The sequence below is a fragment of the Georgenia satyanarayanai genome (assembly GCF_009193135.1).
GTDB classification, from domain to species: domain Bacteria; phylum Actinomycetota; class Actinomycetes; order Actinomycetales; family Actinomycetaceae; genus Oceanitalea; species Oceanitalea satyanarayanai.
The window spans coordinates 131,453-156,032 of record NZ_VUKC01000004.1 but is presented as its reverse complement, the minus strand read 5'-3'; the positions used below and the strand labels follow the sequence as shown (position 1 = coordinate 156,032).

Below are 24,580 nucleotides of genomic sequence, written 5' to 3'. Positions count from 1 at the left end.
GGGGGTGGCTACCCTTGCGGGGTGCGCCCGTACCGCCTGGTCTTCCGGTCCCTCCTGCTCCGCACCGACCCCGAACGGGCCCACGAGCTCGCGCTGCGGCTCATCCGCGGCGTCGCGGCCACCCCGGTGGCGGCCCACGCGGTGCGCGCCACCCTCGGACGGCGGCCCACCCACCGGGTGACGACCGCGCTGGGCCGGCCCGTCCCGGGCGTGCTCGGGCTCGCGGCGGGCATGGACAAGGATGCGCGCTCGGTGGTCGGCATGGACATGCTCGGCTTCGGGCACGTCGAGGTCGGCACCATCACCGCCCACGCCCAGCCGGGCAACGACCGCCCACGGCTGTGGCGGCACCCCGAGGAGGGTGCGCTGCGCAACCGCATGGGCTTCAACAACGCGGGCGCGGAGGCGGCGGCCAGGCGGCTGCGGGCCCTGCGCAGCACCCGCCGGGGACGGTCCGTCGTCGTCGGGGTCAACATCGGCAAGTCGCGGGTGACACCCGTGGACGACGCCGTCGGTGACTACGCGACGAGCGCCCGCCTCCTCGCGCGCTGGGCGGACTACCTCACGGTCAACGTCTCCTCCCCCAACACCCCCGGGCTGCGTGACCTCCAGTCCGTCGACGCGCTCCGCCCCATCCTCACCGCCGTCCAGCGGGAGGCGGACGCCGCCGCCGGCCGGCGCGTGCCGGTCCTCGTCAAGGTGGCCCCCGACCTGGACGACGACGACGTCACGGCCGTCGCGGACCTCGTCACCGAGCTCTCGCTGGCCGGCGTGGTCGCGACGAACACGACCATCGCCCACGACCACGGACCCGGCGGGCTGTCCGGGCGCCCGCTGCAGGCCCGGGCGCTGGAGGTGGTGCGGCTGGTGCGCGAGCGGCTGGCCCCGGACGCGCTCGTCATCGGCGTCGGCGGCATCGATGACGTCGCCTCCGCCCGGAGGATGCTCGACGCCGGCGCGGACCTGCTCCAGGCGTACTCGGCCTTCGTCTACCAGGGCCCGGCGTGGCCGGGCTCGGTCAATCGGGCGCTGGCCCGCCGGTGAGTCAGCGGCTCTCGCTGGCGCGGGCGACCCGGCCGGGGCTCGAGCGCCACAGCCAGAAGAGGCCGAGGACGGGCAGGACCAGCGGGACGTAGCCGTACCCGCTGCCGAAGTGCGACCACACGGTGTCGCGGGGGAACAGCTCGGGCTGGGCGACGCTGAGGACCCCGACGCCGACGACGCCGACGAGCTCGATCGTCACGGCCGTCCACGCCAGGCGGCGCATGCGGCGGCCGTTGTGGGCGAGGGCGACCGCGGCCAGCACGTAGACGAGGGCCGCGAAGGCCGACAGCCCGTAGGCCAGGGGCGCCTCGCCGGCGTCGCGGACCAGCTGGACGCCGGCGCGCGCGGACGCCGCCAGCGCGAAGACGACGTAGACCGCGACGACGAGGAGTCCGGCGCCGCGGGCCGGCGGGCGGGTGTCGGTGGCCGGTGCGGTGTGCACCGGCTGCTTGCTCATGCCTGCCACAGCTGCCACATCCGAAGCTCCATGACGATGATGGTGAAGGCCGCGACGACCAGGACGACCGAGCTCCAGCGGGTGCGCTCGACGAACGCCGCCAGCGCCGCTCCCGGCAGCAGCATCATCGCGACGAGCAGGTAGCCCCACAAGAGGACGGGGTCGCTCCCGAGAGAGCCCCCAACCTGCTCGACCGCGATGACGAGGCCCTGGACGACGAGCGCCCCCTCGACCACCCCGCCCGCGATGAGCTGGCGCAGCACGACCGCACGGTTCTGCACGGCGAAGACGAGTGCCCACACACCGAGCGCGGCCGCGAGGGCCGAGACGACGAGGACGACGGGGAGCACCGCGTCATCCTACGGCGCGGTCCCGGCCGCCCCGCACCACGCCCGGCCGGACCGGGCCGGATAGAGTCGGGTCCGTGACTGAACTGACGCTGACCACGAAGAACGTTGCTCGCATCAAGGCCGACGCCGTCGTCGTCGCCGTCGGCCGGCGCGGGGAGGAGGCGGTCCTCGTCCCCGGCGCGGCCCTCCCGTCCGCGACCGTCAAGGCGCTGACCTCCCTGCTGCCCGCGCTCGGGGTCTCCGGCAAGGCCGACGAGGTGCTGCGCGTGGCGGCCGGCAAGGACCTCGCGGCCGACGTCGTCGTCCTCACCGGCGTGGGCCCGGTGGGTGAGGACGGCCCCGACCTCGAGGCGCTCCGCCGCGCCGCCGGCGCGGCCGCGCGCTCCCTCGCCGGGACCGCCGACGTCGCGCTTGCCCTCCCGGCCGCCACGGCCGAGCAGGTCGGCGCCGTCGCCGAGGGCGCCCTCCTCGGCGCCTACAGCTTCGACCGCTACCGGACCACGCGCACCGCGCCCGTCGCCCGGATCGAGCTCGTCTCCGACGTCGCGAGGTCCAAGGAGGCCAGGGCGGCGCACGCCCGCGCCGTCGTCCTCGCCGACGCGGTGTCCGGGGTGCGTGACCTCGTCAACGCCTCCCCCGCCGACCTGTACCCGGAGTCCTTCGCCGAGGAGGCGACGGCCGGGGCCAAGGGCACGAAGGTCAAGGTCACCGTGCTCGACGAGAAGGAGCTCGCGGCCGGTGGCTTCGGCGGCCTCATCGGCGTGGGCATGGGTTCGGCCCGGCCGCCGCGCCTCGTCAAGGTCACCTACTCCCCCGCCCGCCCCAAGGCCCACGTGGGCCTGGTGGGCAAGGGCATCACCTTCGACTCCGGTGGCCTGTCGATCAAGCCCGCCAAGGGCATGGAGACGATGAAGATGGACATGGCCGGCGCCGCGACCGTGCTCCACACGGTCCTCGCCGCCGCGGCCCTCGAGCTGCCCGTCAAGGTGACCGGCTGGCTCGCGCTGGCCGAGAACATGCCCTCCGGCACCGCGCAGCGCCCCTCCGACGTCATCACGATCCGCGGCGGCAAGACCGTCGAGGTGCTCAACACCGACGCCGAGGGCCGTCTGGTCATGGCCGACGCCCTCGTCGCCGCCGGCGAGGAGAACCCCGACCTCCTCATCGACATCGCCACGCTGACGGGCGCGCAGATGGTCGCGCTCGGGTCACAGGTCGGGGCCGTCATGGGCACCGACGACGTGCGCGAGGAGGTCGTGGCCGCCGCCGGCGCCGCCGGTGAGCAGTTCTGGCCGATGCCGCTGCCCGCCGAGCTCGCCGACTCGATGAAGTCCCAGGTGGCCGACATCGCCAACATGGGTGACCGCTTCGGCGGGATGCTCGTCGCCGGTCTGTTCCTCAAGGAGTTCGTCGGGGACACCCCGTGGGCCCACCTCGACATCGCCGGCCCCGCCTACAACGAGGGCAGCCCGCGCGGCTACACCCCCGAGGGCGGCACGGGAATGGGCGTCCGCACGCTCCTGACCGTCCTGGAGCGGACCTCCCCCCGCTAACCCCCCACCCCACCCCCCAAACTTCGCACTTGGTGGGTTGACTGACGCTTATGCACGCCAGAGCGTCGCTCAACTCGCCAAGTGCGACGTTGGTGGGGGAGCTACTTCTTGCGCTGGGCGGCGCTCCAGCGGCGCATGCTGCTCGGGTAGCCGGTGAGGTTGACGTCGTAGACCGGGATCTCCAGCTCCCGGGCCAGGGCCCAGGCCGCCTTGGGGTCCGGGATGCGACGGCGGGTCCACTCACCGGTGCGGGCCACGAGCACCATCGTCGTCGGGTCGTTCGGCGTGGGCGGCTCGATGTACGCCTCGACCCCGGCGCGGGTCGCGATGAACTCACGGAAGTGGGCGGTGACCTCCGCGCGGCGCTGCGCGGGAGGGACGTCGGTGCCCGTCGTGCCCTGGTTCTTGCGTCGGGAGAACAGCCGCATGTGCCCAAGCGTACGGCTCCCGTTGTGACCCGACGGACACTGTGTCAGGTGGTCCCGGCAGCGCGGACGGTGACAAGATGGACGACAAGCTCCGGCTCAGGCCGGGATCGACGTGTGCTCGAGGAGAGGTTTGTGACCGACAGCCCTGAAGGAAATGTCTACGACCTGGTCATCCTGGGAGCTGGAAGCGGGGGTTACGCAGCCGCGCTGCGCGGCGCCCAGCTCGGGCTGTCCATCGCCCTGATCGAAGCCGACAAGGTCGGCGGCACCTGCCTGCACCGCGGGTGCATCCCCACCAAGGCCCTCCTCCACAGCGCCGCCGTCGCTGACGAGATCCAGCACAGCTCGAACGTCGGCGTCAACAGCTCCTTCGAGGGCATCGACATGCCGACGGTCAACTCCTACAAGGACGGTGTCGTCGGCCGTCTCTACAAGGGTCTGCAGGGCCTCATCAAGGCCGGCAAGATCGACTACGTCACCGGCTGGGGACGGCTCACCGGCAAGGACACCGTCGAGGTCGACGGCACCACCTACCGCGGCCGCAACATCATCCTCGCGACCGGCTCCTACGCCCGCTCGCTGCCCGGCCTGGAGATCGGCGGCCGGGTCATCACGAGCGAGCAGGCGCTGAGCCTCGACTACGTGCCCAAGAGCGCCATCGTCCTGGGTGGCGGCGTCATCGGCGTGGAGTTCGCCTCCGTGTGGAAGTCCTTCGGGGTCGACGTCACGATCATCGAGGCGCTGCCCAACCTCGTCCCGAACGAGGACATCGCGCTGTCCAAGGCCCTCGAGCGGGCCTACCGCAAGCGCAAGATCAACTTCGCCACCGGCACCCGCTTCTCCGGCGTCGAGCAGAACGACTCCGGCGTCGTCGTGTCCACCGAGGACGGCAAGACCTACGAGGCGGAGCTCCTGCTCGTCGCCGTCGGCCGCGGGCCGGCGACGGCGGACCTCGGCTACGAGGAGCAGGGCATCCCCATGGAGCGCGGCTTCGTCCTCACCAACGAGCGTCTCCACACGGGCGTCGCCAACATCTACGCCGTCGGCGACATCGTCCCCGGCCTCCAGCTCGCGCACCGGGGCTTCCAGCAGGGTGTCTTCGTGGCCGAGGAGATCGCCGGGATGAACCCGGCGGCGATCGTCGAGTCCGGCATCCCGCGAGTCACCTACTGCGAGCCCGAGGTCGCCTCGGTCGGCCTCACCGAGGCGCAGGCCAAGGAGGCCCACGGCGACGACGGCGTCGAGACCGTCGACTTCAACCTCGCCGGAAACGGCAAGAGCCAGATCCTCCAGACCACCGGCTTCGTCAAGCTGGTCCGTCAGAAGGACGGCCCGATCGTGGGCGTCCACATGATCGGCTCCCGTGCCGGTGAGCTCATCGGCGAGGGTCAGCTCATCGTCAACTGGGAGGCGTACCCGGACGACGTCGCCTCCCTCATCCACGCCCACCCGACGCAGAACGAGGCCCTCGGCGAGGCAGCTCTCGCCCTCGCGGGCAAGCCGCTGCACTCCCACAACTGACCCTCGATCGAAGGAGACACCAGGTCATGTCCGACTCCGTGCAGATGCCCGCCCTGGGCGAGTCCGTCACCGAGGGAACCGTCACCCGTTGGCTGAAGAACGAGGGGGACCGCGTCGAGGTCGACGAGCCCTTGCTCGAGGTCTCGACCGACAAGGTCGACACCGAGGTGCCCTCGCCCTTCGCCGGCGTGCTCGAGAAGATCCTCGTCCAGGAGGACGAGACCGTCGAGGTCGGCGCCGAGCTCGCCGTCATCGGCTCCGGTGAGGGCGGCGGCGACTCCGCTCCCGCGCAGGACGAGCAGCCCGCCGAGGAGGAGCAGGCGCCCGAGCCCTCCGCCGAGGAGGAGCAGCCCGCCGAGCAGGAGCAGCACTCCGAGCAGGAGGTCGCCCAGGAGGCCAAGCAGCAGGCGTCGTCCGGGTCCTCCGGCTCCGGCGAGGGCCAGAAGGTCCAGATGCCGGCGCTCGGTGAGTCCGTCACCGAGGGCACCGTCACCCGCTGGCTCAAGAGCGAGGGCGAGCAGGTCGAGGTCGACGAGCCGCTGCTCGAGGTGTCGACCGACAAGGTCGACACCGAGGTGCCCTCCCCGTACGCCGGTGTGCTGAGCAAGATCCTCGTCCAGGAGGACGAGACCGTGGAGGTCGGCACCGACCTCGCCGTCATCGGCGGCGAGAGCGGCGGCGGCTCCGCGTCCGCGTCCGAGGAGGCCCCGCACGGCTCCGAGGAGCAGGCCAAGGAGGACGAGCAGCCCTCCGAGCAGCGCGCCGAGCAGCACCAGGGCGCGGCGACGAGCACGGTCCCCTCCGAGGAGGCCGCGCCCGCGCCGAGCGAGTCGAAGCAGGCCGAGCAGCCCAAGGCCGAGCAGGAGCAGACCCCGCCGCCGGAGGCGCAGACCACCCCGGCCGAGCGCCCGAGCGCCGGCGTCACCGCCACGACCTCCTACGTCACCCCGATCGTGCGCAAGCTCGCCAAGGAGAAGGGTGTCGACCTCGACTCCCTCCAGGGCACGGGCGTCGGTGGACGGGTCCGCAAGGAGGACGTCCTCGCCGCCGCGGAGAAGGCCCAGCAGCAGTCCGCCCCGGCCGAGGCCCCCGCCGCCAAGGCACCCTCGGTCCCCGAGGTCTCCCCGCTGCGCGGGACCACCGAGAAGATGTCGCGGCTGCGCAAGGTCATCGCCAAGCGCATGGTCGAGTCCCTCGACACCTCCGCCCAGCTGACCACGGTCATCGAGGTGGACGTCACGCGCATCGCCAAGCTGCGCGCCCGCGCGAAGAACAGCTTCCAGGAGCGGGAGGGCGTCAAGCTCACCTACCTGCCGTTCTTCATCAAGGCGGCGACCGAGGCACTCAAGGCCCACCCCGGCCTCAACGCCTCGATCGACGGTGACCAGATCGTCTACCACGGCGAGGAGAACGTCGGCATCGCGGTCGACACCGAGCGCGGCCTGCTCGTCCCGGTGATCAAGGAGGCCGGTGACCTCACCATCGCCGGCATCGCCAAGCGCGTGGCGGACCTCGCCGCCCGCACCCGCGACAACAAGGTCAAGCCGGACGAGCTCGGTGGCTCGACCTTCACGATCACCAACCTCGGCTCGAACGGGGCCCTGTTCGACACCCCGATCATCAACCAGCCCGAGGTCGCGATCCTCGGCCTGGGCGCGATCGTCAAGCGCCCGGTCGTCGTCACCGACGCGGACGGCAACGAGACGATCGGCATCCGCTCGATGGTCTACCTGCCCCTCACCTACGACCACCGCCTGGTCGACGGTGCGGACGCCGGCCGCTTCATGCAGACGATCAAGAAGCGTCTCGAGGAGGGTGCCTTCGAGGCCGAGCTCGGCCTCTGAGCACCTCCCTCCCGTCGGGGCCCGCACCTGCTGGTGCGGGCCCCGACCCCGTTCCACCTCAGGGACACGGCTCGCTGCCGAACAGCCGCCACGTGTCCGCGGCGCCGGCCACGAGGACGAGGCGTGCGCAGGCCGGCTGCTGCGCCGGGACCGCCGTCCGCTCCCCCGCCACCACGCGCGCGTGCGCGTCCTGCTCGAGGACGACGTCGACGGCGACGCCCTCGTCCACCGCCGTCACGCCCTCGACGGCGCTCACCCCGGTCCGCAGGTCCTCCAGCTCCGTCCCGGAGCCCGCGAGCCGCTCGAGGAGGACGACGTCGGTGCGCGCGGCCGGGCCTCCGGGCACCGTCGTCGCGGCGAGGGCGGCCGCGTCACCGGCGACGAGCGCGGCGTCCCGCCGGGCCAGCAGGCTGCCGACCACCTCGGCGTACTGCTCCGCGCCCAGCGCCGCCGGGCGGTGGCCGTAGCCGCCCGCCCGCTCCCCCGGTGCCGACCACACGATGAGCCCGGTGAGCAGCGCCGCCGCCCCGAGCGTGAGAGCACCGCCGAGCCACGGGGCGGGCAGGGCCTGCTCACGCACGTGACGGGGCGCCCTCGTTGCTGGTGCGGACAGGGCCGGGGCGCGCGCGGGTGCGCCGGCCCGGGCGGCCGGCGCCGGGGCGCGCTCAGGTGCACTGGTGACGGACCCCGTCCTGCCGGCCGGACCCGCCCGGCGTCCCGCCGGGGCAGGCCGACCCTCCGTCCGCTCGACCTGCCGGCCACGCCGCGTGGGTGCGCGCCGCCGGGTGGGGGCGCCGTCGTCGCGCATGCGCGCCTGGGCGAGCGCGGCCGCGGGCGGGACGGCGACCGGGGCCGCCGCCCCGATGCCCGGAGCCCGGCTCGCGAGGTCGCGCGCGGAGGGGCGGCGACCGGGCGCGGTGTCGAGCGCCGGGCGGAGCAGCCCGAGCACGTGCGGGTCGGGCGTCGGCCCGGCGGCCCGCTCGACGAGCCGTGCCAGCGCCCACACGTCACCAGGTGCGCCGGCGGCGCCGCCCCGCTCACGCTCGGGCGGCACGAAGCCCGGCGTGCCGAGCTCGTGCGCGCCCTGGCCGGCGAGGTCGACGAGGACGGGCACGCCGTCGCCGGTGACGACGACGTTCGCGGGCGACACGTCACCGTGGACGACGCCCCGCTCGTGAAGGTGGCCGAGCCCACTGCCCAGCGCCCCGAGCAGGCCGGCCAGCTCGGGGCCCGACAGGGCACCGCGCGCCGCAAGCACCGTGGCGAGCGTGGGCCCGGGGACACGGTCGCTGACGACGGCGCACCGGCCGCCGTCGAGCGCGTGGACCTGCCGGGTGCGGGCGAGGTGGGGGTGGGTGCCGTGGCGCAGCGCCGCCAGCCGTCGCAGCTGGGCCGTCCCCGCCTCCCCGCGCGGCAGGGCGAGCACGCTGACGACGACGTCGCGCCCCGCCCCGTCGCGGGCCGACCACACGGCTCCGTTCGCGCCGAAGCCGGCCGTCCCGACGACCTCGTGGCCCGGCAGCTGCGGAGGCCGCGTGCCACCCGTCACGCCCGCGGTGCGCCGTCGTCGTGCCATGGTCCAAGCCAAGCGCAGCAGGCCGCGGCCCGCTGGTGTCATCCACAGGCCCGGGGGCGGAAGGGTGACGTCCGGGGGCCGGTAGGATTGGCGATCATGGCCCTGAAGAAGAAGAAGGACGCCGCCGAGGGCGCCGCGCCGAAGCAGAAGAAGAAGCGCTGGTACCACCAGCTGTGGGAAGTCTTCCAGATGACCCGCGAGGCGCAGCCCTCGATCGTCTGGTGGCTGCTCGGCTCCTTCGTCGGGATCATCGCCCTCGGGCTCGTCATCGGCCTGGCCGTCGGTCACCCGGTGTACGTGACACTCCTGAGCCTGCCGGTGGCGCTCATCGTCGTCATGCTCCTCCTCTCGCGGCGCGCCGAGCGGGCCGCCTACTCGCGCATCGAGGGCACACCCGGCGCCTCCGCCTCCGCCCTCGGGACCATCCGCCGCGGGTGGAACATCGAGGAGCAGCCGGTCGCCATCGACCCGCGCACCCAGGACGTCGTCTTCCGGGCCGTCGGCCGTCCCGGCGTCGTGCTCGTCGGCGAGGGACCCAGCCACCGCGTCAAGCGCCTCCTCGAGGGGGAGCGCAGGAAGGTCGCGCGAGTCGCCCCGAACGTCACTGTCCACCTCGTCGAGGTCGGGCGCGACGAGGGCCAGACCCCGCTGCCGAAGCTCGTGCGCACCATCCAGAAGCTCAAGCCGACTCTCACCAAGGCCGAGGTCGCGGCGGTGGCCAAGCGCCTTCGCGCGCTCCAGTCCTCGCGCCCGCCGATCCCCAAGGGCGTCGACCCGCTGCGCGCCCGCCCGGACCGCAAGGGCATGCGCGGGCGCTGAGCGTGAGACAGGAGCAGTCCGGGACGGCCGGGAGCACCGCCCCCGCGCCGCTGGGCCGTCGCATCATCGCCCTCGCCGTCGACTGGGGGGTCGCGACGGCGATCTCCGCGGGCTTCCTCGACAACAACGCGCTCGCCACCCTCGGCATCTTCGCCGTCATGACGATTCTCCTGCTCGCGACGCGCGGGGCCACCATCGGCCACACGCTCCTGGGGCTGCGGGTCCGCGCCGTCGACGGCGGCGCAGCGCGCCCCCTCCAGGTGCTCATCCGCACCGCGAGCCTGTGCCTCGTCATCCCCGCAGTCGTCTGGGGTCTGGACGGGCGCGGCCTGCACGACGTGTGGGCCGGCACACGGATCGTGCGCGGCTGACCGAGCCCTCGCCGTCGTCGTCCACGTAACATGCCGGACACATAGGGGTGACGACGACGAAACGCGATGTCGATAACGTCCTGCCCGTCGGGACCGTGACGGTCCCCCCGGAATTCCCACGCCAGAGGAGCGGTACATGTTCAGCAATGCCGAGGAGGCCATCGCCTTCACCCGGGAGGAGGGCGTCAAGTTCGTCGACGTCCGCTTCTGTGACCTGCCGGGCGTGATGCAGCACTTCAACATCCCCGTCGAGTCCTTCGCGGCTGACGCCTTCACCGACGGCCTCATGTTCGACGGCTCCTCGATCCGCGGGTTCCAGGCGATCCACGAGTCCGACATGAAGCTCATCCCGGACGTGACGAGCGCCTTCATCGACCCGTTCCGCAAGGAGAAGACGCTCGTCGTCAACTTCTCGATCGTCGATCCCTTCACCGATGAGGCCTACTCCCGCGACCCGCGCAACATCGCGGCCAAGGCCGAGGCCTACCTCCGCAGCACCGGCATCGCCGACACCGTCTACTTCGGTGCCGAGGCCGAGTTCTACATCTTCGACGACGTCCGCTTCGCGACGAACCAGCACTCGAGCTTCTACTCCCTCAACTCCAGCGAGGCCGCCTGGAACACCGGCCGCGAGGAGGAGGGCGGCAACCTCGGGTACAAGACGCGCTACAAGGGCGGCTACTTCCCGGTCTCCCCCAACGACCAGATGGCCGACCTGCGCGACGAGATGGTCACCGTCCTCCAGGAGGTCGGGCTGGAGGTCGAGCGCGCGCACCACGAGGTGGGCACCGCCGGTCAGCAGGAGATCAACTACCGCTTCGACACGCTGCGTGCCGCCGCCGACGACGTCATGAAGTTCAAGTACGTCATCAAGAACACCGCGTGGGTCAACGGCAAGACCGCGACCTTCATGCCGAAGCCGATCTTCGGTGACAACGGCTCGGGCATGCACTCCCACCAGAGCCTGTGGAAGGACGGCAAGCCGCTGTTCTTCGACGAGCGCGGCTACGGCGGCCTGTCCGACATGGCACGGTGGTACATCGGCGGCCTGCTCAAGCACGCGCCCGCGCTGCTCGCCTTCACCAACCCCTCGGTGAACTCCTTCCACCGCCTGGTGCCGGGCTTCGAGGCGCCGGTCAACCTCGTGTACTCGGCGCGCAACCGCTCCGCGTGCATCCGCATCCCGGTGACGGGTACCTCGCCCAAGGCCAAGCGCATCGAGTTCCGCGTGCCGGACCCGTCGGCGAACCCCTACCTCGCCTTCTCCGCGATGCTCATGGCCGGCCTGGACGGCATCAAGAACCGCATCGAGCCGCCGGAGCCGATCGACAAGGACCTCTACGAGCTCCCGCCGGAGGAGCACGCGCAGATCGAGCAGGTCCCGGACTCGCTGCAGGGCGCGCTCCTGGCCCTCGAGGCTGACCACGACTTCCTCACCGAGGGCGATGTGTTCACCCCCGACCTCATCTCGACCTGGATCGAGTACAAGCGGACCCAGGAGATCGACCCGCTGCGGCTGCGTCCTCACCCGCACGAGTTCGAGATGTACTTCGACATCTAGACCGCGTCCTCAGCCCCCGGCACCGTCATCGGTGCCGGGGGCTGGGTCGTTCACGGACTGAACCACTCCTCGGCGAGGACGGCGTAGACGAGCGAGTCGAGCCACTCCCCAGAGCGGTGCAGCGAGTCGCGGACGGCGTGCGCCTCGCGGCGCATCCCCACCCGTTCCATGAGCCGCCACGAGGGCTCGTTGGCGAGGAAGCAGTTGGCGACGGCGCGGCGGACCCCGAGCTCGGTGAAGCTGTACCGCAGCAGCTCCCGGACGGCCTCGGTGCCGTAGCCCTGCCCGCGGTGGGCGGGGTCGAGGACCCAGCCGAGCTCGACCTCGGTCCCGGCGGCGCGGTCGGCGACGTCGGTCTGCCCCCAGCCGTCGGTCCGCCGCAGCATCAGGTCGCCGATGACCGTCCCCTCGGGTCCGTGCCCGAGCTGGACGACGAGGGTGAGACCGAGCCGGACCGGGTCGGTGACGTGGGCCCGGTGGGCTGACAGGTCGGTCTGACGGCTGGTCAGCCACTCACCGACCTCGTCGAGCCGGCGGTAGCGCCACGTGAGGTCGGTGTCCCCGGGGACAGCCGCCCGCAGCGTCAGACGCTCCGTGTGCAGCGGGTGCGGGGGCAGGGCGGTGTCGGTCATGGAGCTCCGTGCGGGTGGGTGCGTGCCGCGGCAGCCTACGCGGCTCGAGGCGGCAGCCGGTGCAGCTCGACGTCGCAGATCTTCCCCGCCCCGAGGGCGAGCGTCAGGTACGTGCAGTGCGGCTGACGGCGCCGGTCGGTCGGCGAGCCGGGGTTGAGCAGGCGCAGGCCGTCCGCGGTGCCGTCCCACGGGATGTGACTGTGGCCGAAGACGAGCAGGTCGGTGTCCGGGTAGGCGGCCCGCATCCGATCGTCGCGACCGCGGGACTGGCCCGTCTCGTGGACGACGGCGATGCGCACCCCCTCGACGTCGGCGCGCGCGACCTCGGGGAGCCGGCGGCGCAGCTCGGCGCCGTCGTTGTTGCCCCAGCAGGCGAGCAGCGCCGCGGAGCGCTCCTCGAGCTCGTCGAGCAGCTCGGGCACCACCCAGTCGCCCGCGTGGACGACGAGGTCCGCCGCCTCGACCTCCTGCCACACCTGCTCGGGCAGCTGCCGGGCGCGCTTGGGGACGTGGGTGTCGGCGAGCAGCAGGACGCGCATGCGTCCACGGTGCCACGGCGACGTGCCGGCACGCGCGCGCCGGCTGTCAGGACTCGGCGGGAACCGCCTGCGCGGGTGCCGGGTCGGCGGCGGGGCCGTCGTGGGCCGCGTCACCCACGCGGTCACCACCGAGGGGCTCGCCCTCCCACAGCTCGCACCACCAGCCCTCGCGCGGGCTGCCCTGGAGCACGACGGCGCCGGTGTTGCTGATCGGGTGGTAGGCGGCGTGCTCGCCGGTGACGTTCTCCGCGCGCACGGCCGTCCACGAGCGGATGACGGCGCCGTGGCTGAACAGCACCGCGGTCCCGGCACCGTCGGCGTGCACCTCGGCGACGACCTCGTCGAAGCGCTGCCACACGTCGTGCCCGTTCTCCCCGCCCGGCACCCGGCGGAGCGGGTCGTCCGCCCAGCTGAAGATCGTGCCGACGTAGGCGCGGATCGACGCCTCGTCCCCGCGCATCTCGAGCTCACCCGCCGCGATCTCGCGGATGCCGTCGCGGACGCGCAGCTCGAGTCCGCGCTCGGCGAGGAGCGGCGCGGCGGTCTGCTGGGTGCGCACCAGTGTGGAGGCGTAGACGACGTCGATGTCCTCGTCGGCCAGGCTCCGCGGGACAGCCGCGGCCTGCCGGTGGCCGAGCTCGGTGAGGTCGGCGCCGGGTTCGGCCGTGTCGAGCAGGTCGGCGACGTTCGAGCTGGTCTGGCCGTGGCGGACGAGGATGAGGCGCATGCCTCCCATCATGACCCAGCCGGGCGAACGGGAGGTGACGGGAAGGTCAGTGCCACTCCATGACTCGACCGGCGTGCCGGACCATATCGTCGACAACCGCCAGGTCCAGGACGTCGGCCGAGCGGAAGGAGATGCTCGCGGCCCCCACCTTCGTGGCGCCCAGGCGCGTGCCGTAGCGCTTGGCGAGGGGCTCGCGGCCCTCGGCGGCGTTGACGTAGAGGCTGAGGTACTTGTCCTGCCGGGCGAGGCCGACGAGGAACCACTCGACGTCGGCGCCGCGCGGGCGGGGCTGGACGGTGGCGCCGTAGCCGATGATCGACTGGTCGGTGCCGCCCCAGAAGACGCCCTGCCACAGGACGCGGGTCGCGCCGGGCAGCGCCGCAGTGATGACCCGGTCGAGCGTGGCGAGGGAGCCGTCCGGGTCGTTCGCGGCGATGAACTCGTCGACGGGCGTGTCGGTGGGGCGCATGGACTGGCTCATGGCGCCAACCTACGCCCGGCGGGCCGGCCGGGGCGGGGTGGGGTGGAAGGATCCCGCTCTCGCCGGGAGGTGTCCGCTGTGACAAGTCCGCTCTCGGCGACAAGTCGGCTGTCGGCGGGAGGGGGTCCTCGCTACCCGAAGAAGATGCGTTCGACGACGGCGCGTGCGCGGCGGGTGGCGCGGAGGTAGTCCTCCTCGAGGTCGACGGACTCGCCGGGGCCGTAGCCCAGGAGGCGGGCGACGGCGGTGAGCTGGGCGGGGTCGTGCGGCAGGACGTCCATCTTCGCGCCGGTGACCCGGCCGGTGGCCAGGGCGATCCCCGCGCGCAGCCGCGAGGCGAGGGTCCACGCGGTGACGAGCAGCTCGCAGTCCTCCTCCCCCAGCACGCCGGCGTCACGCGCGGCGGCCAGGGCCTCGACCGTGCGCGGGGTCCGCAGCTCGGGCACCCGCCCGGCGTGCTGCAGCTGGAGGAGCTGAGCGGTCCACTCGACGTCCGACAGGCCGCCGCGCCCGAGCTTGAGCTGCCGGCTGGCCGGGACGCCGCGCGGCATGCGCTCGGACTCGACCCTGGCCTTGACGCGCCGCAGCTCGCGCAGGGCGCGGTCGTCCAGACCGTCGGCCGGGTAGCGGTAGGGGTCGATGAGCGCGCAGAAGCGCTCGAGCAGGCCGGCGTCCCCGGCCACCGGCCGCGCCCGCAGCAGCGCCTGCTGCTCCCACGGCTCGGCCCACCGCTCGTAGTACTGGGCGTAGGAGGCGAGGGAGCGGACCATCGGCCCGTTGCGCCCCTCCGGACGCAGCGCGGAGTCGACCGGCAGCGGCAGCTCGGGGCCCGGGTTCCCGAGGAGGGCGCGCACGTGCCCGGCGACGGCGACGGCGACCTCCTGGGCGACGTCGTCGTCCTCGCCCTCGAGCGGCTCGTGGACGAACAGGACGTCCGCGTCGGAGCCGTACCCCATCTCCTGCCCGCCGAGGCGGCCCATCGCGACGATCCCGAAGCGGGTGGGCGAGGCCGCCAGCCCGCGCTGCTCGGCCGCGCGGCGCAGCGCCACCTCAAGCGTCGTCGTCAGCGCCTGGTCGGCGGCCACGGACAGGACGGTGCGGTCGCGGTCGTCGCGCACGCCGTCGAGGGCGTCGCCGACGGCGCCGCGCAGGAGCTCGCGGCGCCGCAGGTAGCGCACGGCTCGCACCGCCTCCTCCGGTGCGGGGCGGCGGCGGACGAGGGCGGCGGCCTCCCTTGCCAGCTGCTCGGGCGTGCGCGGGCGCAGCGGCTCGTCCTCCCCCAGCCAGACGGCGGCCTCGGGCAGCGCCTCCAGTCCGTCGGCGACGTACCGGCTGGTCGCGAGGAGGTAGCTGAGCCGCGGGGCGGCCACGCCCGAGTCACGGAGCATTTGGAGGTACCAGTGGGTGCTGCCGAGCGCCTCGGACACCTTGCGGAAGGCGAGCAGCCCGCCGTCGGGGTCGGCACCGCGGGCGAACATGCCGAGCATGGCGGGCAGGATCTGCCGCTGGATCGCCGCGGTGCGCGAGACCCCGGCGGTGAGCGCGTCGAGGTGCCGGACGGCTCCGGCGGGGTCGCGGTAGCCGATCGCGGCGAGCCGCTCCCGCACGGCCTCGGGGCGCAGCCGCGCGTCCGCGTGGCTCAGCTGGGCGATGAGCGGGAGCATCGGCCGGTAGAAGATGTCCTCGTGGAGGTCGCGGACCTCGCGCCGCACGGTGCGCAGCCGGCGTTCGAGGGCCTCCGCGCTGCGCTGCCCCTCCCCCGGCAGCGCCCGCGCCAGGCGCCGGAGGTCAGCCTCGCCGGTGGGGATGACGTGCGTGCGGCGCAGCCGGTACAGCTGCATACGGTGCTCGAGCACGCGCAGGTAGCGGTAGCACTCGTCCAGCCGCTCGGCGGAGTCGCGCCCGATGTAGCCGGTCTCGGCGAGCCGGGCGATCGCATCGAGGGTGCCGGCGGTGCGGATCGCCTCCTCGGTGCGGCCGTGGACGAGCTGGAGGAGCTGGACGGTGAACTCGACGTCGCGCAGACCTCCACGCCCGAGCTTGAGCTGCCGCTCCGCCTCGGCGGCGGGGATCGTGTCCTCGACGCGGCGACGCATCGCCTGGGAGTCCTCGACGAAGTTCTCCCGCCCCACCGCCGACCACACGAAGGGCTCGACGGCGGCGACGTACTCCGCGCCCAGCGCCGCGTCCCCGGCGACCGGCCGCGCCTTGAGCAGCGCCTGGAACTCCCACGTCTTGGCCCAGCGCTCGTAGTACGCGACGTGCGAGGCGACGGTCCGCACGAGGGGGCCGTCCTTGCCCTCGGGGCGCAGGTTCGCGTCGACGGGCCACAGCGGCGGCTCCGCCCCGACGGCGCCACTCACGTTCTTGGCCAGCGCGCCGGCGAGCCGGGCGCCGACGGCGGTCGCCTCGTCCTCGTCGGTACCCTCCCCGGGGGCGACGACGTAGACGACGTCGACGTCGGAGATGTAGTTGAGCTCGCGCCCACCCGTCTTGCCCATGCCGAGGACGGCGAGGCGCGTGCCGCGGCCGTGGTCGGGCAGGTCCGCGCGGGCGACGGCCAGGGCCGCCTCGAGCGCCGCGGAGGCCAGGTCGGACAGCGCGCCGGCGACGGCGGGGAAGGCGGCGAGCGGGTCCGGGCTGGTGAGGTCGGCGGCCGCGACCTCGAGCAGCCGGCGGCGGTAGCAGCGGCGCAGCGCCTCGACGCCGTCCGTGCCGGTGACCGTGGCGACCGGTGCGGGGTCGGCCGGGTCGGCGCCCACGGCCTGCAGCGCCCACTCCCGCTCGTCCTGCGGCGTGAGGTCGAGGACGCCCTCGGCGTGCTCGTCGGCGAGGAGTGCGGCGTCGGTGGGGCGCGCCACCAGCATGTCCCCCAGCGCGCTGGAGGACCCGAGGACGGCGAGCAGCCGCCGCCGGTGACCACCGTCGGCCGCGAGGACGGCGGTGAGGTCCGGGGCGCCGTCGTCGTCCTGGGCCGCCTCGAGCAGCCGGACCAGGGTGAGGAGGGCGAGGTCCGGGTCGGCCACCTGCCCGAGCGCGGCCGGGAGCGGCGCACCGGCGTCCTCCGCGCGGGCGAGCGGCTCGGCGAGGACCGGCTCGCCGAGGAGGCCCGCCGCGCGGCGCGGGTCGGTGAACCCGAGCCGGAGCAGCTCCTGGGTGGGCGTGGGGGCGCGCACGGCAGGTCAGACGCCGGGCAGCAGGCTACGCAGCTCGTAGGGGGTGACCTGGGAGCGGTACTCGGTCCACTCCTGGCGCTTGTTGCGGACGAAGAACTCGAAGACGTCCTCGCCGAGGGTCTCGGCGACGAGCTCGGAGGACTCCATGACCTCCAGCGCCTGCTCCAGGCTCCCGGGCAGCGGCTTGATGCCCATCGCCTTGCGCTCGACGTCCGACAGCGCCCACACGTTGTCCTCGGCGCCGTCGGGCAGCTCGTAGCCCTCCTCGATCCCCTTGAGACCGGCCGAGATGAGCATGGCGAAGGCGAGGTAGGGGTTGGCGGCGGAGTCCAGCGCCCGGTACTCGGCGCGGGTGGAGGGGCCCTTGTCCGGCTTGTGCATCGGCACGCGGACGAGCGCGGAGCGGTTGTTGTGGCCCCAGCACACGTAGCTCGGCGCCTCACCCCCGCCCCACAGGCGCTTGTAGGAGTTGACGTACTGGTTGGTGACGGCGGTGATCTCGGCGGCGTGGTGGAGCAGGCCGGCGATGAACGAGCGCCCGGACGAGGACAGCTGGTACTGCCCGGCGGGGTCGTAGAAGGCGTTGGCGTCGCCCTCGAAGAGGGAGAAGTGCGTGTGCATCCCGGAGCCGGGCGCCTCGATGAGCGGCTTGGGCATGAAGGTGGCCATGATGCCCTGCTGGAGGGCGACCTCCTTGACCACGGTGCGGAACGTCATGATGTTGTCAGCCGTCGACAGCGCGTCCGCGTAGCGCAGGTCGATCTCGTTCTGCCCGGGACCGGCCTCGTGGTGGGAGTACTCCACGGAGATGCCCATGGACTCGAGCAGCGTGATGGTGTCGCGGCGGAAGTCGTGCGCGGTGCCGCGGGCGACGTGGTCGAAGTAGCCGGCCGTGTCGATCGGCACGAGCGGGGCGTCGGGGCTCTGCCGCTGCTCGAAGAGGTAGAACTCGATCTCGGGGTGGGTGTAGCAGGTGAAGCCGGCGTCCTTGGCGCGCTCGAGCGTGCGCTTGAGGACGTTGCGGGGGTCGGAACGGGCCGGCTCACCGTCGGGAGTGAGGATGTCGCAGAACATCCGGGCGACGCCGTTCTCGTCCCCGCGCCAGGGCAGCAGCTGGAAGGTCGACGGGTCCGGCTTGGCGAGCATGTCCGCCTCGTAGACCCGGGTGAGGCCCTCGATGGAGCTGCCGTCGAAGCCGATGCCCTCGGAGAACGCGGCCTCGATCTCGGCCGGCGCGATGGCCACGGACTTGAGCACGCCGAGCACGTCGGTGAACCAGAGCCGGATGAACCGGATGTCTCGCTCCTCGATCGCCCGGAGCACGTACTCCTGCTGCCTGTCCATCGGCGGCTTCCTCTCGTCGTCGCGTTCCTGCCACCCTCTGCGCCCGAGAGTACAGTTCCCGGCCGCCATCCCCGGTCAGCGAGCCACCCGGTGGTCGCGCGGGGTCAGGAGACCGCGGAGCAGGCGTCGACAAGGCGCCTGAGCGAGGACTCCAGGCCCCACCGCCCGGCCAGCTCGAGCAGGGCGTCGCCGTCCGCGGGCACGTCGGCCAGCTCCCCGCGCTCCTCGGCGACCGGCGCGTCGCGCGCCACCTGGACGACGGTCGGCGCGACGGCGAGGTAGTCGGCCGCCGCGAGGATGCGCTTGCGCTGGGTGGAGGTGAGGGACGACCGCGCGTCGTTCGCCGCGTCGACGATCCCGGCGAGCGTGCCGTGCTGCGCGAGGAGGGAGGCGGCGGTCTTCTCCCCGATGCCCGCGACGCCGGGCAGTCCGTCGCTGGGGTCGCCGCGGAGCGTCGCCATGTCGGCGTAGGCCTGCCCGCCGTCGACCCCGTACTTCTCCCGGAGCCACGCCTCGTCGATGCGCTGCGGCTCCTTCTGACCGCGCACCGGGTAGAGGACGGTGACGTGGGCGTCGTCGTCGACGAGCTGGAACAGGTCCCGGTCCCCCGTCATGACGAGGACCTCGGGGGCGCGGTCCGTGGCCGCGACCTCGCGGGCGACGAGCGTGCCGATGACGTCGTCGGCCTCGTAACCCGGTGAGCCGAGCCGCGGGATCCCGAGTGCCGCGAGCACGTCGACGATGACGGGCACCTGGGTGGTGAGCGCGGGCGGGACCTCCTCACCGCCGTCGTCGGAGAGGCGGTGCTCCTTGTAGGAGGGGATGGCCTCGACCCGGAAGGCGGGGCGCCAGTCGTCGTCCCAGCACGCGATGACGCGGGAGGGCCGGTGCGCCTCGACGAGCCGGGAGATCGCGTCGAGGAAGCCGCGGACGGCGTTCACCGGTGTGCCGTCCGGCGCCGTCATGGTGTCGGGCAACGCGAAGAACGCCCGGAAGTACATGGAGGCGGAGTCGAGGAGAAGCAGCGGTCCGGGCTGGTCACTCATGCGGTGATCCTCCCAGATCGGCAGGTGCACGGAGGCGGGAGGAGTCGGTGTGTGCGCGCACACCACCCCTTCCCGCTGCCCCGCCGGAACCGTGGCGGGTCGCACGCCCACCTCGCCGGGTCCGTGCCGGGTCGCGCACCTAGCCTGGACGTATGCACTCCGACGACATCAACTTCCACACCCGCAAGTGGATCCGCCCCGAGGACCTCAACGCCAACGGCACCCTCTTCGGTGGCAGCCTCCTGCGGTGGATCGACGAGGAGGCCGCGATCTACGCGATGATCCAGCTCGGCAACGAGCGGGTCGTCACGAAGTACATGTCGGAGATCAACTTCCTCAGCTCGGCCACCCAGGGCGACATCGTCGAGATGGGCCTGCGCGCCACCCGCTTCGGGCGGACGTCGCTGACGATGCGCGCCGAGGTGCGTAACCTCTTCACCCGCCACAGCATCCTCACGATCGACTCGCTCGTCTTCGTCAACCTCGGTGAGGACGGGCGCCCGACCGCGCACGGCCAGACGCACATCACCTTCGACCGCGACCGCATCCCCGAGCGCCTGCGCCCCGACATCCACGAGCCGCGCCCGCGCTGAGCCGCCGAGGCAGCGCGCTCTTAGCGGTTGGTCCAGGCGAGGAGCTCGTCGGGGGGCAGCGCGTTGACGATGCGCTCGCGCCGCACGCCTGCGTCCGCGGCGCGTGCGCAGCCGTGGTCGAGGAACTCCAGCTGGCCGGGTGCGTGGGCGTCGGTGTCGATGGCCACGAGGCACCCGAGCTCGACGACGCGTTCGAGCAGCCGCGTGGGCGGGTCGAGCCGCTCCGGGCGTGAGTTGAGCTCGACGGCGACGTCGTTGTCCAGGCACGCCCGGAACACCGCCTCCGCATCGAACTCCGACTCGGGGCGGGTGCCGCGACCGCCGGTGACGAGCCGCCCGGTGCAGTGCCCGAGCACGTCGACGAGGGGGTGCTCGACGGCGGCAACCATCCGCCGCGTCATCGCCCGGCTGTCCATGCGCAGCTTGGAGTGGACGCTGGCGACGACGACGTCGAGGCGGGCGAGCAGCTCGGGCTCCTGGTCGAGCCCGCCGTCCTCGAGGATGTCGACCTCGATGCCGGTGAGGATCCGGAACGGCGCGAGCTCCGCGTTGAGGCGATCGACCACCTCGAGCTGCTCCCGCAGCCGCTCGGGAGACAGCCCGCGGGCGACGGTGAGCCGGGGCGAGTGGTCGGTGAGCGCGAGGTAGTCGTGCCCGAGCTCGGCGGCGGCGCGCGCCATGTCGATGATCGGGGTGCCGCCGTCGGACCACTCCGAGTGGGAGTGCAGGTCCCCGCGCAGCCAGCCGCGGACCTCCTCCCCGCCCTCGGCGAGCGGCGTCCCGGCCCGCTCCTCGAGGCCGGCGAGGTAGGCGGGGACCTCCCCCCGGGCCGCGTCCATCGCGACGGCCGCCGTCCTCGGTCCCACGTCGCGCAGCTCGGTGAGCGTCCCGGCGCGGAGGCGCTGCTCGAGCTCCCGGGCGTCCAGCTCCCCGAGCCGGGCGGCCGCCTTGCGGAACGCGGTGGCACGGCGGGCCTCGGCCCGCTCCCGTTCGAGCAGGTAGGCCACGCGCTTGAGCGCCGCTACCGGGTCCATCTGCGGAAGGTTACGACGCCGCGGCGGTCCGTGCTCAGTCCGCCGTCCGCAGCAGCCCCTGCTCCTCGACCACCTGCCTGGACAGGGTCTTGTAGCCCTCGTCGGGGAAGAACACGGTGAGGCGGTCGTCCTCGGTGCTCATCACCGTGCCGCGGCCCCACTGGCCGTGGACCACCTCGTCCTGCCTCCCCGGCCCGTCACCGGCCGGGGCCGTGCCCCCGGCGGCGCGCTCCTGGGCGGTCCCGGCGGCGCAGGTGTCGCAGTTCTCGCAGGGGCCGGGGTAGTCCTCGCCGAAGTAGCCGAGGAGGAACTCGCGGCGGCAGGACAGCGTCTCGGCGTAGCCGCGCATCATCTCCACACGCGAGCGCTCCACCCGCTGGCGCGACTCGGTGTGCTCCTCGGCGAGGGCGACGACGTCACCCGCCCGCTGCTTCCCGCGTGCCACGACCCCGCGCCGGGTCTGCCGCACCGCGCCGACCTCCTGGAGCAGGTTGACGGCTGCCGTCACCCGTCGCGGCGGCAGCTCCAGCGCGTTCCGCAGCGCCGTCGCGCCGAGCGGACGGTCGGCCTCGCGCACCGCGCCGAGGACCGCCCGCAGGTCCTCCTCGCGGGCGCCGGAGGTCGCGAAGAACGCCCGCAGGCCGAGGTCCTCGGGCCGGTAGTGGAGCACGGCAAGGGCCGGCTCCTCGTCCCGGCCCGCGCGCCCGACCTCCTGGTAGTAGCTGTCGAGCGAGCCGGGCGGGTCGGCGTGGAGGACGAAGCGCACGTCGGCCTTGTCGATGCCCATGCCGAACGCGGAGGTGGCGACGACGACGTCGAGCAGGCCCGCGGAGAAGTCCTCGTGCACCTGCTGCCGGTCCGTGGCGCGCATCCCGGCGTGGTAGGCCGCGGCGCGCAGACCCCGCTCGGCAAGGTCCGCCGCGAGGCTCTCGGTGTCCTTGCGCCGCCCGGCGTACACGAGCCCCGGTCCGGGCAGGGTCGCGGCGTCCTCGAGCAGGGCTCGCCGCTTGCGCGTGGCGTCGACGTGCCGGACCACGCGCAGCTCGAGGTTGGGGCGGTCGAAGCCGCGGGTGATGAGGAGCGGGTCGCGCAGCCCGAGCCGCGCCGCGATGTCGTCACGGACCGGGGGCGCCGCCGTCGCCGTGAGCGCGATGACCGGCGGGCGGCCGAGCCGGTCGATCGCGTGGCCCAGGCGCAGGTAGTCCGGCCGGAAGTCGTGACCCCAGGCGGAGACGCAGTGCGCCTCGTCGACGACGACGAGCGAGGGCTTGAGGTCCGCGAGCCGGGCCACGACGTCCTCCTTCGCCAGCTGCTCGGGCGAGAGGAAGAGGTACTCCGCCTCCCCCGCTGTCACGGCCTGCCACGCCTCCTTGCGGTCCGCCGCCGGCAGCGCGGAGTTGAGGGCGACGGCGTCAGGCGCCTCCGGCGCGTCGGTGATCCCGGCGATCTGGTCCCCCTGGAGGGCGATGAGCGGGGAGATGACGACGGTCGCCCCGGGCAGGACGACGCCCGTCACCTGGTAGATCGCCGACTTCCCGTAGCCGGTGGGCATGATCGCCAGGACGTCGCGGCCCTCGAGCGCACCCTCGATCGCCTCGAGCTGCCCGCCCCGCAGGTCGTCCCAGCCGAACTGGCCGCGAGCGATGTCCCGCAGCTGGTCGCGTGTGGTCATCCCCCAACGGTCCGGCGCGTCGCTGGGGTCGGCAAGCGGGAGTGACCCGTCGGCGGCTGGTTCAGGCGGGTGCCGACTCGCGCCGGGCGGCCCGGACACGGCCCAGCCGGTCCACCCCGACGACGACGGCGAGACCGAGGAGCGCGAGCAGCACCGGGGCGGCGACGGAGCCCGTAGGGGCGCCGAGCTCGGTGCTCTCCAGACCGTGCGGCCACGGCCACAGCAGCCGCAGGGAGCCGAGCATGAGCCCGATGAGCGCCGCGAGCACGAGGTCGTGGTACCGCTCGAGCAGCCAGGTGAGCAGGGAGGAGAAGGCCGCAAGTCCCAGGCCCGCTCCGAGGAGGAAGACGAGCAGCACGCCGATCTGCCGCTCGTTGACCGCGCCGAGCACCTCGGCGTACATCCCGAGGAGGACGAGGATGAACGAGCCGCTGATACCGGGCAGGATCATCGCGCAGATCGCCACGGCCCCGGCCAGGAAGAAGACCCACGCCGGGCGGGTCACCGCCTCGGTGCCCGAGGCGTGGGTGGCCTCCTGCAGCCCGAGGAAGAGCGCGAAGGACGCTCCCGCCACCAGCGCGACCAGCGCGAGACGGGGGCTGGGCCGCTTGACCAGCCGCCAGGAGATGACCACGGCCCCGACGATGAGGCCGAAGAACAGCCCCGCCATCTCCTCGGGCCGGTCCGCCAGCAACCGCTCGAGCGGCGCGGAGAGCAGGACGATGGCGGTGCCGATGCCGGCCAGCAGCGCGATGACCCAGACCCAGGGCACGGCTGCCAGCCGGCGCCCTGTCCCCCGGAGGTCACCGCGCACGAGGGCACCGAGCGCGGAGGACGCCGTGGAGATGGCATGGACCAGTCGCTCGTAGATCCCCAGGACGAGGGCGATGGTGCCGCCGGAGACACCTGGGACGATGTCGGCGGCCCCCATGAGGAAGCCACGCAGCAGCTGGGGCACCGGCTGGTGGGCGTGACGGGGGGCGGGCGGGCGCACGGCCTCGCGCGGCTCAGCGGGCATCGCGCCAGGCGACCCAGTCGCGCAGGGAGGAGAGGTCGTAGTCGGGGCCGCTCGCCGAGACGGTGAAGAGGGTCGCCCCGGCGTCCACGAGCGCCTCGCCGCTCTCGCGCGGGTCGCCCTTGACGGCGACCGAGCGCTCGATCTCGCCAGGGGCGCGCCCGACGTCGGCGCAGTGCTGGTCGAGGACGGCGCTCTTGTGCCGCAGGGTCTCCAGGTCCGCGAAGCTGTGCCAGATGTCGGCGTGCTCGGCGGTGTAGCGCAGGGTCTTGCGCTCTCCTCCCCCGCCGACGAGGACGGGGATGTCCCGGGTGGGCGGCGGGTTCAGCCGCGCCCAGCGCTCCCTGATGCGGGGCAGCGCCTGCGAGAGGTCCGCCAGCCGCGAGCCGGGGGTGCCAAACTCGTAGCCGTACTCGTCGTAGTCGCGCTCGAACCAGCCCGCCCCGATGCCGAGGATGAGCCGCCCGCCGCTGATGTGGTCCACCGTGCGGGCCATGTCGGCGAGCAGGTCGGGGTTGCGGTAGCTGTTGCACGTGACGAGCGCGCCGATCTCCACGCGGCTCGTCTGCTCCGCCCACGCGCCGAGCATCGTCCAGCACTCGAAGTGCTTGCCGTCGGGCTCGCCGGTGAGCGGGAAGAAGTGGTCCCAGTTGAAGACGACGTCCGCTCCGGCGTCCTCGACGCGCAGGAGCGCGTCGCGGATCTGACGGTAGTCGGCGTGCTGGGGCTGGAGCTGGACGGCGATCCTCACGGGATGGGTCATGGCGCCATCGTGCCAGCCACGACCGACGGCCCGC

At 73.3% G+C, this 24,580-nt stretch carries 23 protein-coding genes; 8 read left to right on the top strand and 15 right to left on the bottom strand.

The window, feature by feature from the left end:
- The first annotated feature begins 21 nt into the window (after positions 1-21).
- On the top strand, positions 22-1,044 hold the full coding sequence (locus tag GD632_RS07350; protein WP_152190440.1) for a quinone-dependent dihydroorotate dehydrogenase: 1,023 nt from the start codon (positions 22-24) through the stop codon (positions 1,042-1,044).
- A 1-nt stretch (position 1,045) separates the two neighbouring features.
- Here the strand turns inward: GD632_RS07350 and GD632_RS07345 are convergent, their stop codons facing one another.
- Positions 1,046-1,501, bottom strand: coding sequence for a hypothetical protein (locus GD632_RS07345; RefSeq protein WP_152190438.1), 456 nt, complete (start codon positions 1,499-1,501; stop codon positions 1,046-1,048).
- Entirely contained in the window at positions 1,498-1,851 is a 354-nt protein-coding gene (locus tag GD632_RS07340; RefSeq protein ID WP_152190436.1) for a hypothetical protein, read from the bottom strand. The genes GD632_RS07345 and GD632_RS07340 overlap by 4 nt, the downstream gene beginning before the upstream one ends.
- Before the next feature lie 74 nt (positions 1,852-1,925).
- Between GD632_RS07340 and GD632_RS07335 the strand changes: the two genes are divergently transcribed.
- The gene (locus GD632_RS07335; protein WP_152190434.1) at positions 1,926-3,404 is read left to right on the top strand and encodes a leucyl aminopeptidase; all 1,479 of its coding nucleotides are present in this window, start codon (positions 1,926-1,928) and stop codon (positions 3,402-3,404) included.
- A gap of 101 nt (positions 3,405-3,505) precedes the next feature.
- Here GD632_RS07335 and GD632_RS07330 read toward each other — a convergent pair whose 3' ends face one another.
- Positions 3,506-3,832, bottom strand: coding sequence for an oxidoreductase (locus GD632_RS07330; protein ID WP_152190432.1), 327 nt, complete (start codon positions 3,830-3,832; stop codon positions 3,506-3,508).
- Positions 3,833-3,964: 132 nt separating this feature from the next.
- Here GD632_RS07330 and lpdA point away from each other — a divergent pair, with 132 nt between their 5' ends.
- Together lpdA and sucB are read left to right on the top strand one after the other, a co-directional pair.
- Complete coding sequence (gene lpdA, locus GD632_RS07325; protein WP_152190430.1) at positions 3,965-5,353, top strand: dihydrolipoyl dehydrogenase; 1,389 nt, start codon at positions 3,965-3,967, stop codon at positions 5,351-5,353.
- 26 nt (positions 5,354-5,379) lie between these two features.
- Entirely contained in the window at positions 5,380-7,197 is a 1,818-nt protein-coding gene (gene sucB / locus GD632_RS07320) for a 2-oxoglutarate dehydrogenase, E2 component, dihydrolipoamide succinyltransferase (protein ID WP_152190428.1), read from the top strand.
- 58 nt (positions 7,198-7,255) lie between these two features.
- Here sucB and GD632_RS07315 read toward each other — a convergent pair whose 3' ends face one another.
- Complete coding sequence (locus tag GD632_RS07315; protein ID WP_193311386.1) at positions 7,256-8,773, bottom strand: protein kinase domain-containing protein; 1,518 nt, start codon at positions 8,771-8,773, stop codon at positions 7,256-7,258.
- Positions 8,774-8,869: 96 nt separating this feature from the next.
- On the opposite strand from GD632_RS07315, the gene GD632_RS07310 reads away from it, so the two are divergent.
- From GD632_RS07310 to glnA (GD632_RS07300), 3 genes are all read left to right on the top strand, one after another.
- Entirely contained in the window at positions 8,870-9,592 is a 723-nt protein-coding gene (locus tag GD632_RS07310; protein ID WP_152190423.1) for a DUF4191 domain-containing protein, read from the top strand.
- A 2-nt stretch (positions 9,593-9,594) separates the two neighbouring features.
- Positions 9,595-9,963, top strand: a complete 369-nt coding sequence (locus GD632_RS07305; protein ID WP_226924723.1) for an RDD family protein — start codon at positions 9,595-9,597, stop codon at positions 9,961-9,963.
- A 136-nt stretch (positions 9,964-10,099) separates the two neighbouring features.
- Positions 10,100-11,524: a type I glutamate--ammonia ligase gene (gene glnA, locus GD632_RS07300; RefSeq protein WP_152190421.1), complete on the top strand. Its 1,425-nt coding sequence runs from the start codon at positions 10,100-10,102 to the stop codon at positions 11,522-11,524.
- A 50-nt stretch (positions 11,525-11,574) separates the two neighbouring features.
- Here glnA (GD632_RS07300) and GD632_RS07295 read toward each other — a convergent pair whose 3' ends face one another.
- The 7 genes from GD632_RS07295 to GD632_RS07265 all read right to left on the bottom strand — a co-directional run bounded on the left by GD632_RS07295 (position 11,575) and on the right by GD632_RS07265 (position 19,469).
- Positions 11,575-12,156, bottom strand: coding sequence for a GNAT family N-acetyltransferase (locus tag GD632_RS07295; RefSeq protein WP_152190419.1), 582 nt, complete (start codon positions 12,154-12,156; stop codon positions 11,575-11,577).
- A 35-nt stretch (positions 12,157-12,191) separates the two neighbouring features.
- On the bottom strand, positions 12,192-12,695 hold the full coding sequence (locus GD632_RS07290; RefSeq protein ID WP_152190416.1) for a metallophosphoesterase family protein: 504 nt from the start codon (positions 12,693-12,695) through the stop codon (positions 12,192-12,194).
- Between the two features lie 46 nt (positions 12,696-12,741).
- Complete coding sequence (locus GD632_RS07285; protein ID WP_152190414.1) at positions 12,742-13,422, bottom strand: histidine phosphatase family protein; 681 nt, start codon at positions 13,420-13,422, stop codon at positions 12,742-12,744.
- A 46-nt stretch (positions 13,423-13,468) separates the two neighbouring features.
- On the bottom strand, positions 13,469-13,903 hold the full coding sequence (locus tag GD632_RS07280) for a hypothetical protein (protein WP_152190412.1): 435 nt from the start codon (positions 13,901-13,903) through the stop codon (positions 13,469-13,471).
- 131 nt (positions 13,904-14,034) lie between these two features.
- Positions 14,035-17,079 (bottom strand): bifunctional [glutamine synthetase] adenylyltransferase/[glutamine synthetase]-adenylyl-L-tyrosine phosphorylase, encoded by a 3,045-nt coding sequence (locus GD632_RS07275; RefSeq protein ID WP_152190410.1) that lies wholly within the window; start codon positions 17,077-17,079, stop codon positions 14,035-14,037.
- A 6-nt stretch (positions 17,080-17,085) separates the two neighbouring features.
- Positions 17,086-18,423: a type I glutamate--ammonia ligase gene (gene glnA / locus GD632_RS07270; protein WP_152190408.1), complete on the bottom strand. Its 1,338-nt coding sequence runs from the start codon at positions 18,421-18,423 to the stop codon at positions 17,086-17,088.
- A gap of 104 nt (positions 18,424-18,527) precedes the next feature.
- Positions 18,528-19,469, bottom strand: coding sequence for a 5'-3' exonuclease (locus GD632_RS07265; protein WP_152190405.1), 942 nt, complete (start codon positions 19,467-19,469; stop codon positions 18,528-18,530).
- A 152-nt stretch (positions 19,470-19,621) separates the two neighbouring features.
- Here GD632_RS07265 and GD632_RS07260 point away from each other — a divergent pair, with 152 nt between their 5' ends.
- On the top strand, positions 19,622-20,062 hold the full coding sequence (locus tag GD632_RS07260; RefSeq protein WP_152190403.1) for an acyl-CoA thioesterase: 441 nt from the start codon (positions 19,622-19,624) through the stop codon (positions 20,060-20,062).
- Positions 20,063-20,082: 20 nt separating this feature from the next.
- Here the strand turns inward: GD632_RS07260 and GD632_RS07255 are convergent, their stop codons facing one another.
- The 4 genes from GD632_RS07255 to GD632_RS07240 all read right to left on the bottom strand — a co-directional run bounded on the left by GD632_RS07255 (position 20,083) and on the right by GD632_RS07240 (position 24,546).
- On the bottom strand, positions 20,083-21,096 hold the full coding sequence (locus tag GD632_RS07255) for a PHP domain-containing protein (RefSeq protein ID WP_152190401.1): 1,014 nt from the start codon (positions 21,094-21,096) through the stop codon (positions 20,083-20,085).
- A gap of 34 nt (positions 21,097-21,130) precedes the next feature.
- Positions 21,131-22,768: a RecQ family ATP-dependent DNA helicase gene (locus tag GD632_RS07250; RefSeq protein ID WP_152190398.1), complete on the bottom strand. Its 1,638-nt coding sequence runs from the start codon at positions 22,766-22,768 to the stop codon at positions 21,131-21,133.
- Positions 22,769-22,829: 61 nt separating this feature from the next.
- The gene (locus tag GD632_RS07245; RefSeq protein WP_152190396.1) at positions 22,830-23,786 is read right to left on the bottom strand and encodes a DUF368 domain-containing protein; all 957 of its coding nucleotides are present in this window, start codon (positions 23,784-23,786) and stop codon (positions 22,830-22,832) included.
- Positions 23,776-24,546: an LLM class F420-dependent oxidoreductase gene (locus tag GD632_RS07240; RefSeq protein ID WP_152190394.1), complete on the bottom strand. Its 771-nt coding sequence runs from the start codon at positions 24,544-24,546 to the stop codon at positions 23,776-23,778. The genes GD632_RS07245 and GD632_RS07240 overlap by 11 nt, the downstream gene beginning before the upstream one ends.
- Positions 24,547-24,580: the final 34 nt, after the last annotated feature.

What these genes read in the sequence shown, in the direction of transcription:
- GD632_RS07280 (WP_152190412.1), bottom strand. Translation starts at nt 13,903, where the DNA reads ATGAGCCAGTCCATGCGCCCCACCGACACGCCCGTCGACGAGTTCATC.
- glnA (WP_152190408.1), bottom strand. Translation starts at nt 18,423, where the DNA reads ATGGACAGGCAGCAGGAGTACGTGCTCCGGGCGATCGAGGAGCGAGAC.
- GD632_RS07265 (WP_152190405.1), bottom strand. Translation starts at nt 19,469, where the DNA reads ATGAGTGACCAGCCCGGACCGCTGCTTCTCCTCGACTCCGCCTCCATG.
- GD632_RS07260 (WP_152190403.1), top strand. Translation starts at nt 19,622, where the DNA reads ATGCACTCCGACGACATCAACTTCCACACCCGCAAGTGGATCCGCCCC.
- GD632_RS07255 (WP_152190401.1), bottom strand. Translation starts at nt 21,096, where the DNA reads ATGGACCCGGTAGCGGCGCTCAAGCGCGTGGCCTACCTGCTCGAACGG.
- GD632_RS07295 (WP_152190419.1), bottom strand. Translation starts at nt 12,156, where the DNA reads ATGACCGACACCGCCCTGCCCCCGCACCCGCTGCACACGGAGCGTCTG.
- GD632_RS07250 (WP_152190398.1), bottom strand. Translation starts at nt 22,768, where the DNA reads ATGACCACACGCGACCAGCTGCGGGACATCGCTCGCGGCCAGTTCGGC.
- GD632_RS07290 (WP_152190416.1), bottom strand. Translation starts at nt 12,695, where the DNA reads ATGCGCGTCCTGCTGCTCGCCGACACCCACGTCCCCAAGCGCGCCCGG.
- GD632_RS07245 (WP_152190396.1), bottom strand. Translation starts at nt 23,786, where the DNA reads ATGCCCGCTGAGCCGCGCGAGGCCGTGCGCCCGCCCGCCCCCCGTCAC.
- GD632_RS07345 (WP_152190438.1), bottom strand. Translation starts at nt 1,501, where the DNA reads ATGAGCAAGCAGCCGGTGCACACCGCACCGGCCACCGACACCCGCCCG.
- sucB (WP_152190428.1), top strand. Translation starts at nt 5,380, where the DNA reads ATGTCCGACTCCGTGCAGATGCCCGCCCTGGGCGAGTCCGTCACCGAG.
- GD632_RS07285 (WP_152190414.1), bottom strand. Translation starts at nt 13,422, where the DNA reads ATGCGCCTCATCCTCGTCCGCCACGGCCAGACCAGCTCGAACGTCGCC.
- GD632_RS07330 (WP_152190432.1), bottom strand. Translation starts at nt 3,832, where the DNA reads ATGCGGCTGTTCTCCCGACGCAAGAACCAGGGCACGACGGGCACCGAC.
- GD632_RS07315 (WP_193311386.1), bottom strand. Translation starts at nt 8,773, where the DNA reads ATGGCACGACGACGGCGCACCGCGGGCGTGACGGGTGGCACGCGGCCT.
- GD632_RS07240 (WP_152190394.1), bottom strand. Translation starts at nt 24,546, where the DNA reads ATGACCCATCCCGTGAGGATCGCCGTCCAGCTCCAGCCCCAGCACGCC.
- glnA (WP_152190421.1), top strand. Translation starts at nt 10,100, where the DNA reads ATGTTCAGCAATGCCGAGGAGGCCATCGCCTTCACCCGGGAGGAGGGC.
- GD632_RS07310 (WP_152190423.1), top strand. Translation starts at nt 8,870, where the DNA reads ATGGCCCTGAAGAAGAAGAAGGACGCCGCCGAGGGCGCCGCGCCGAAG.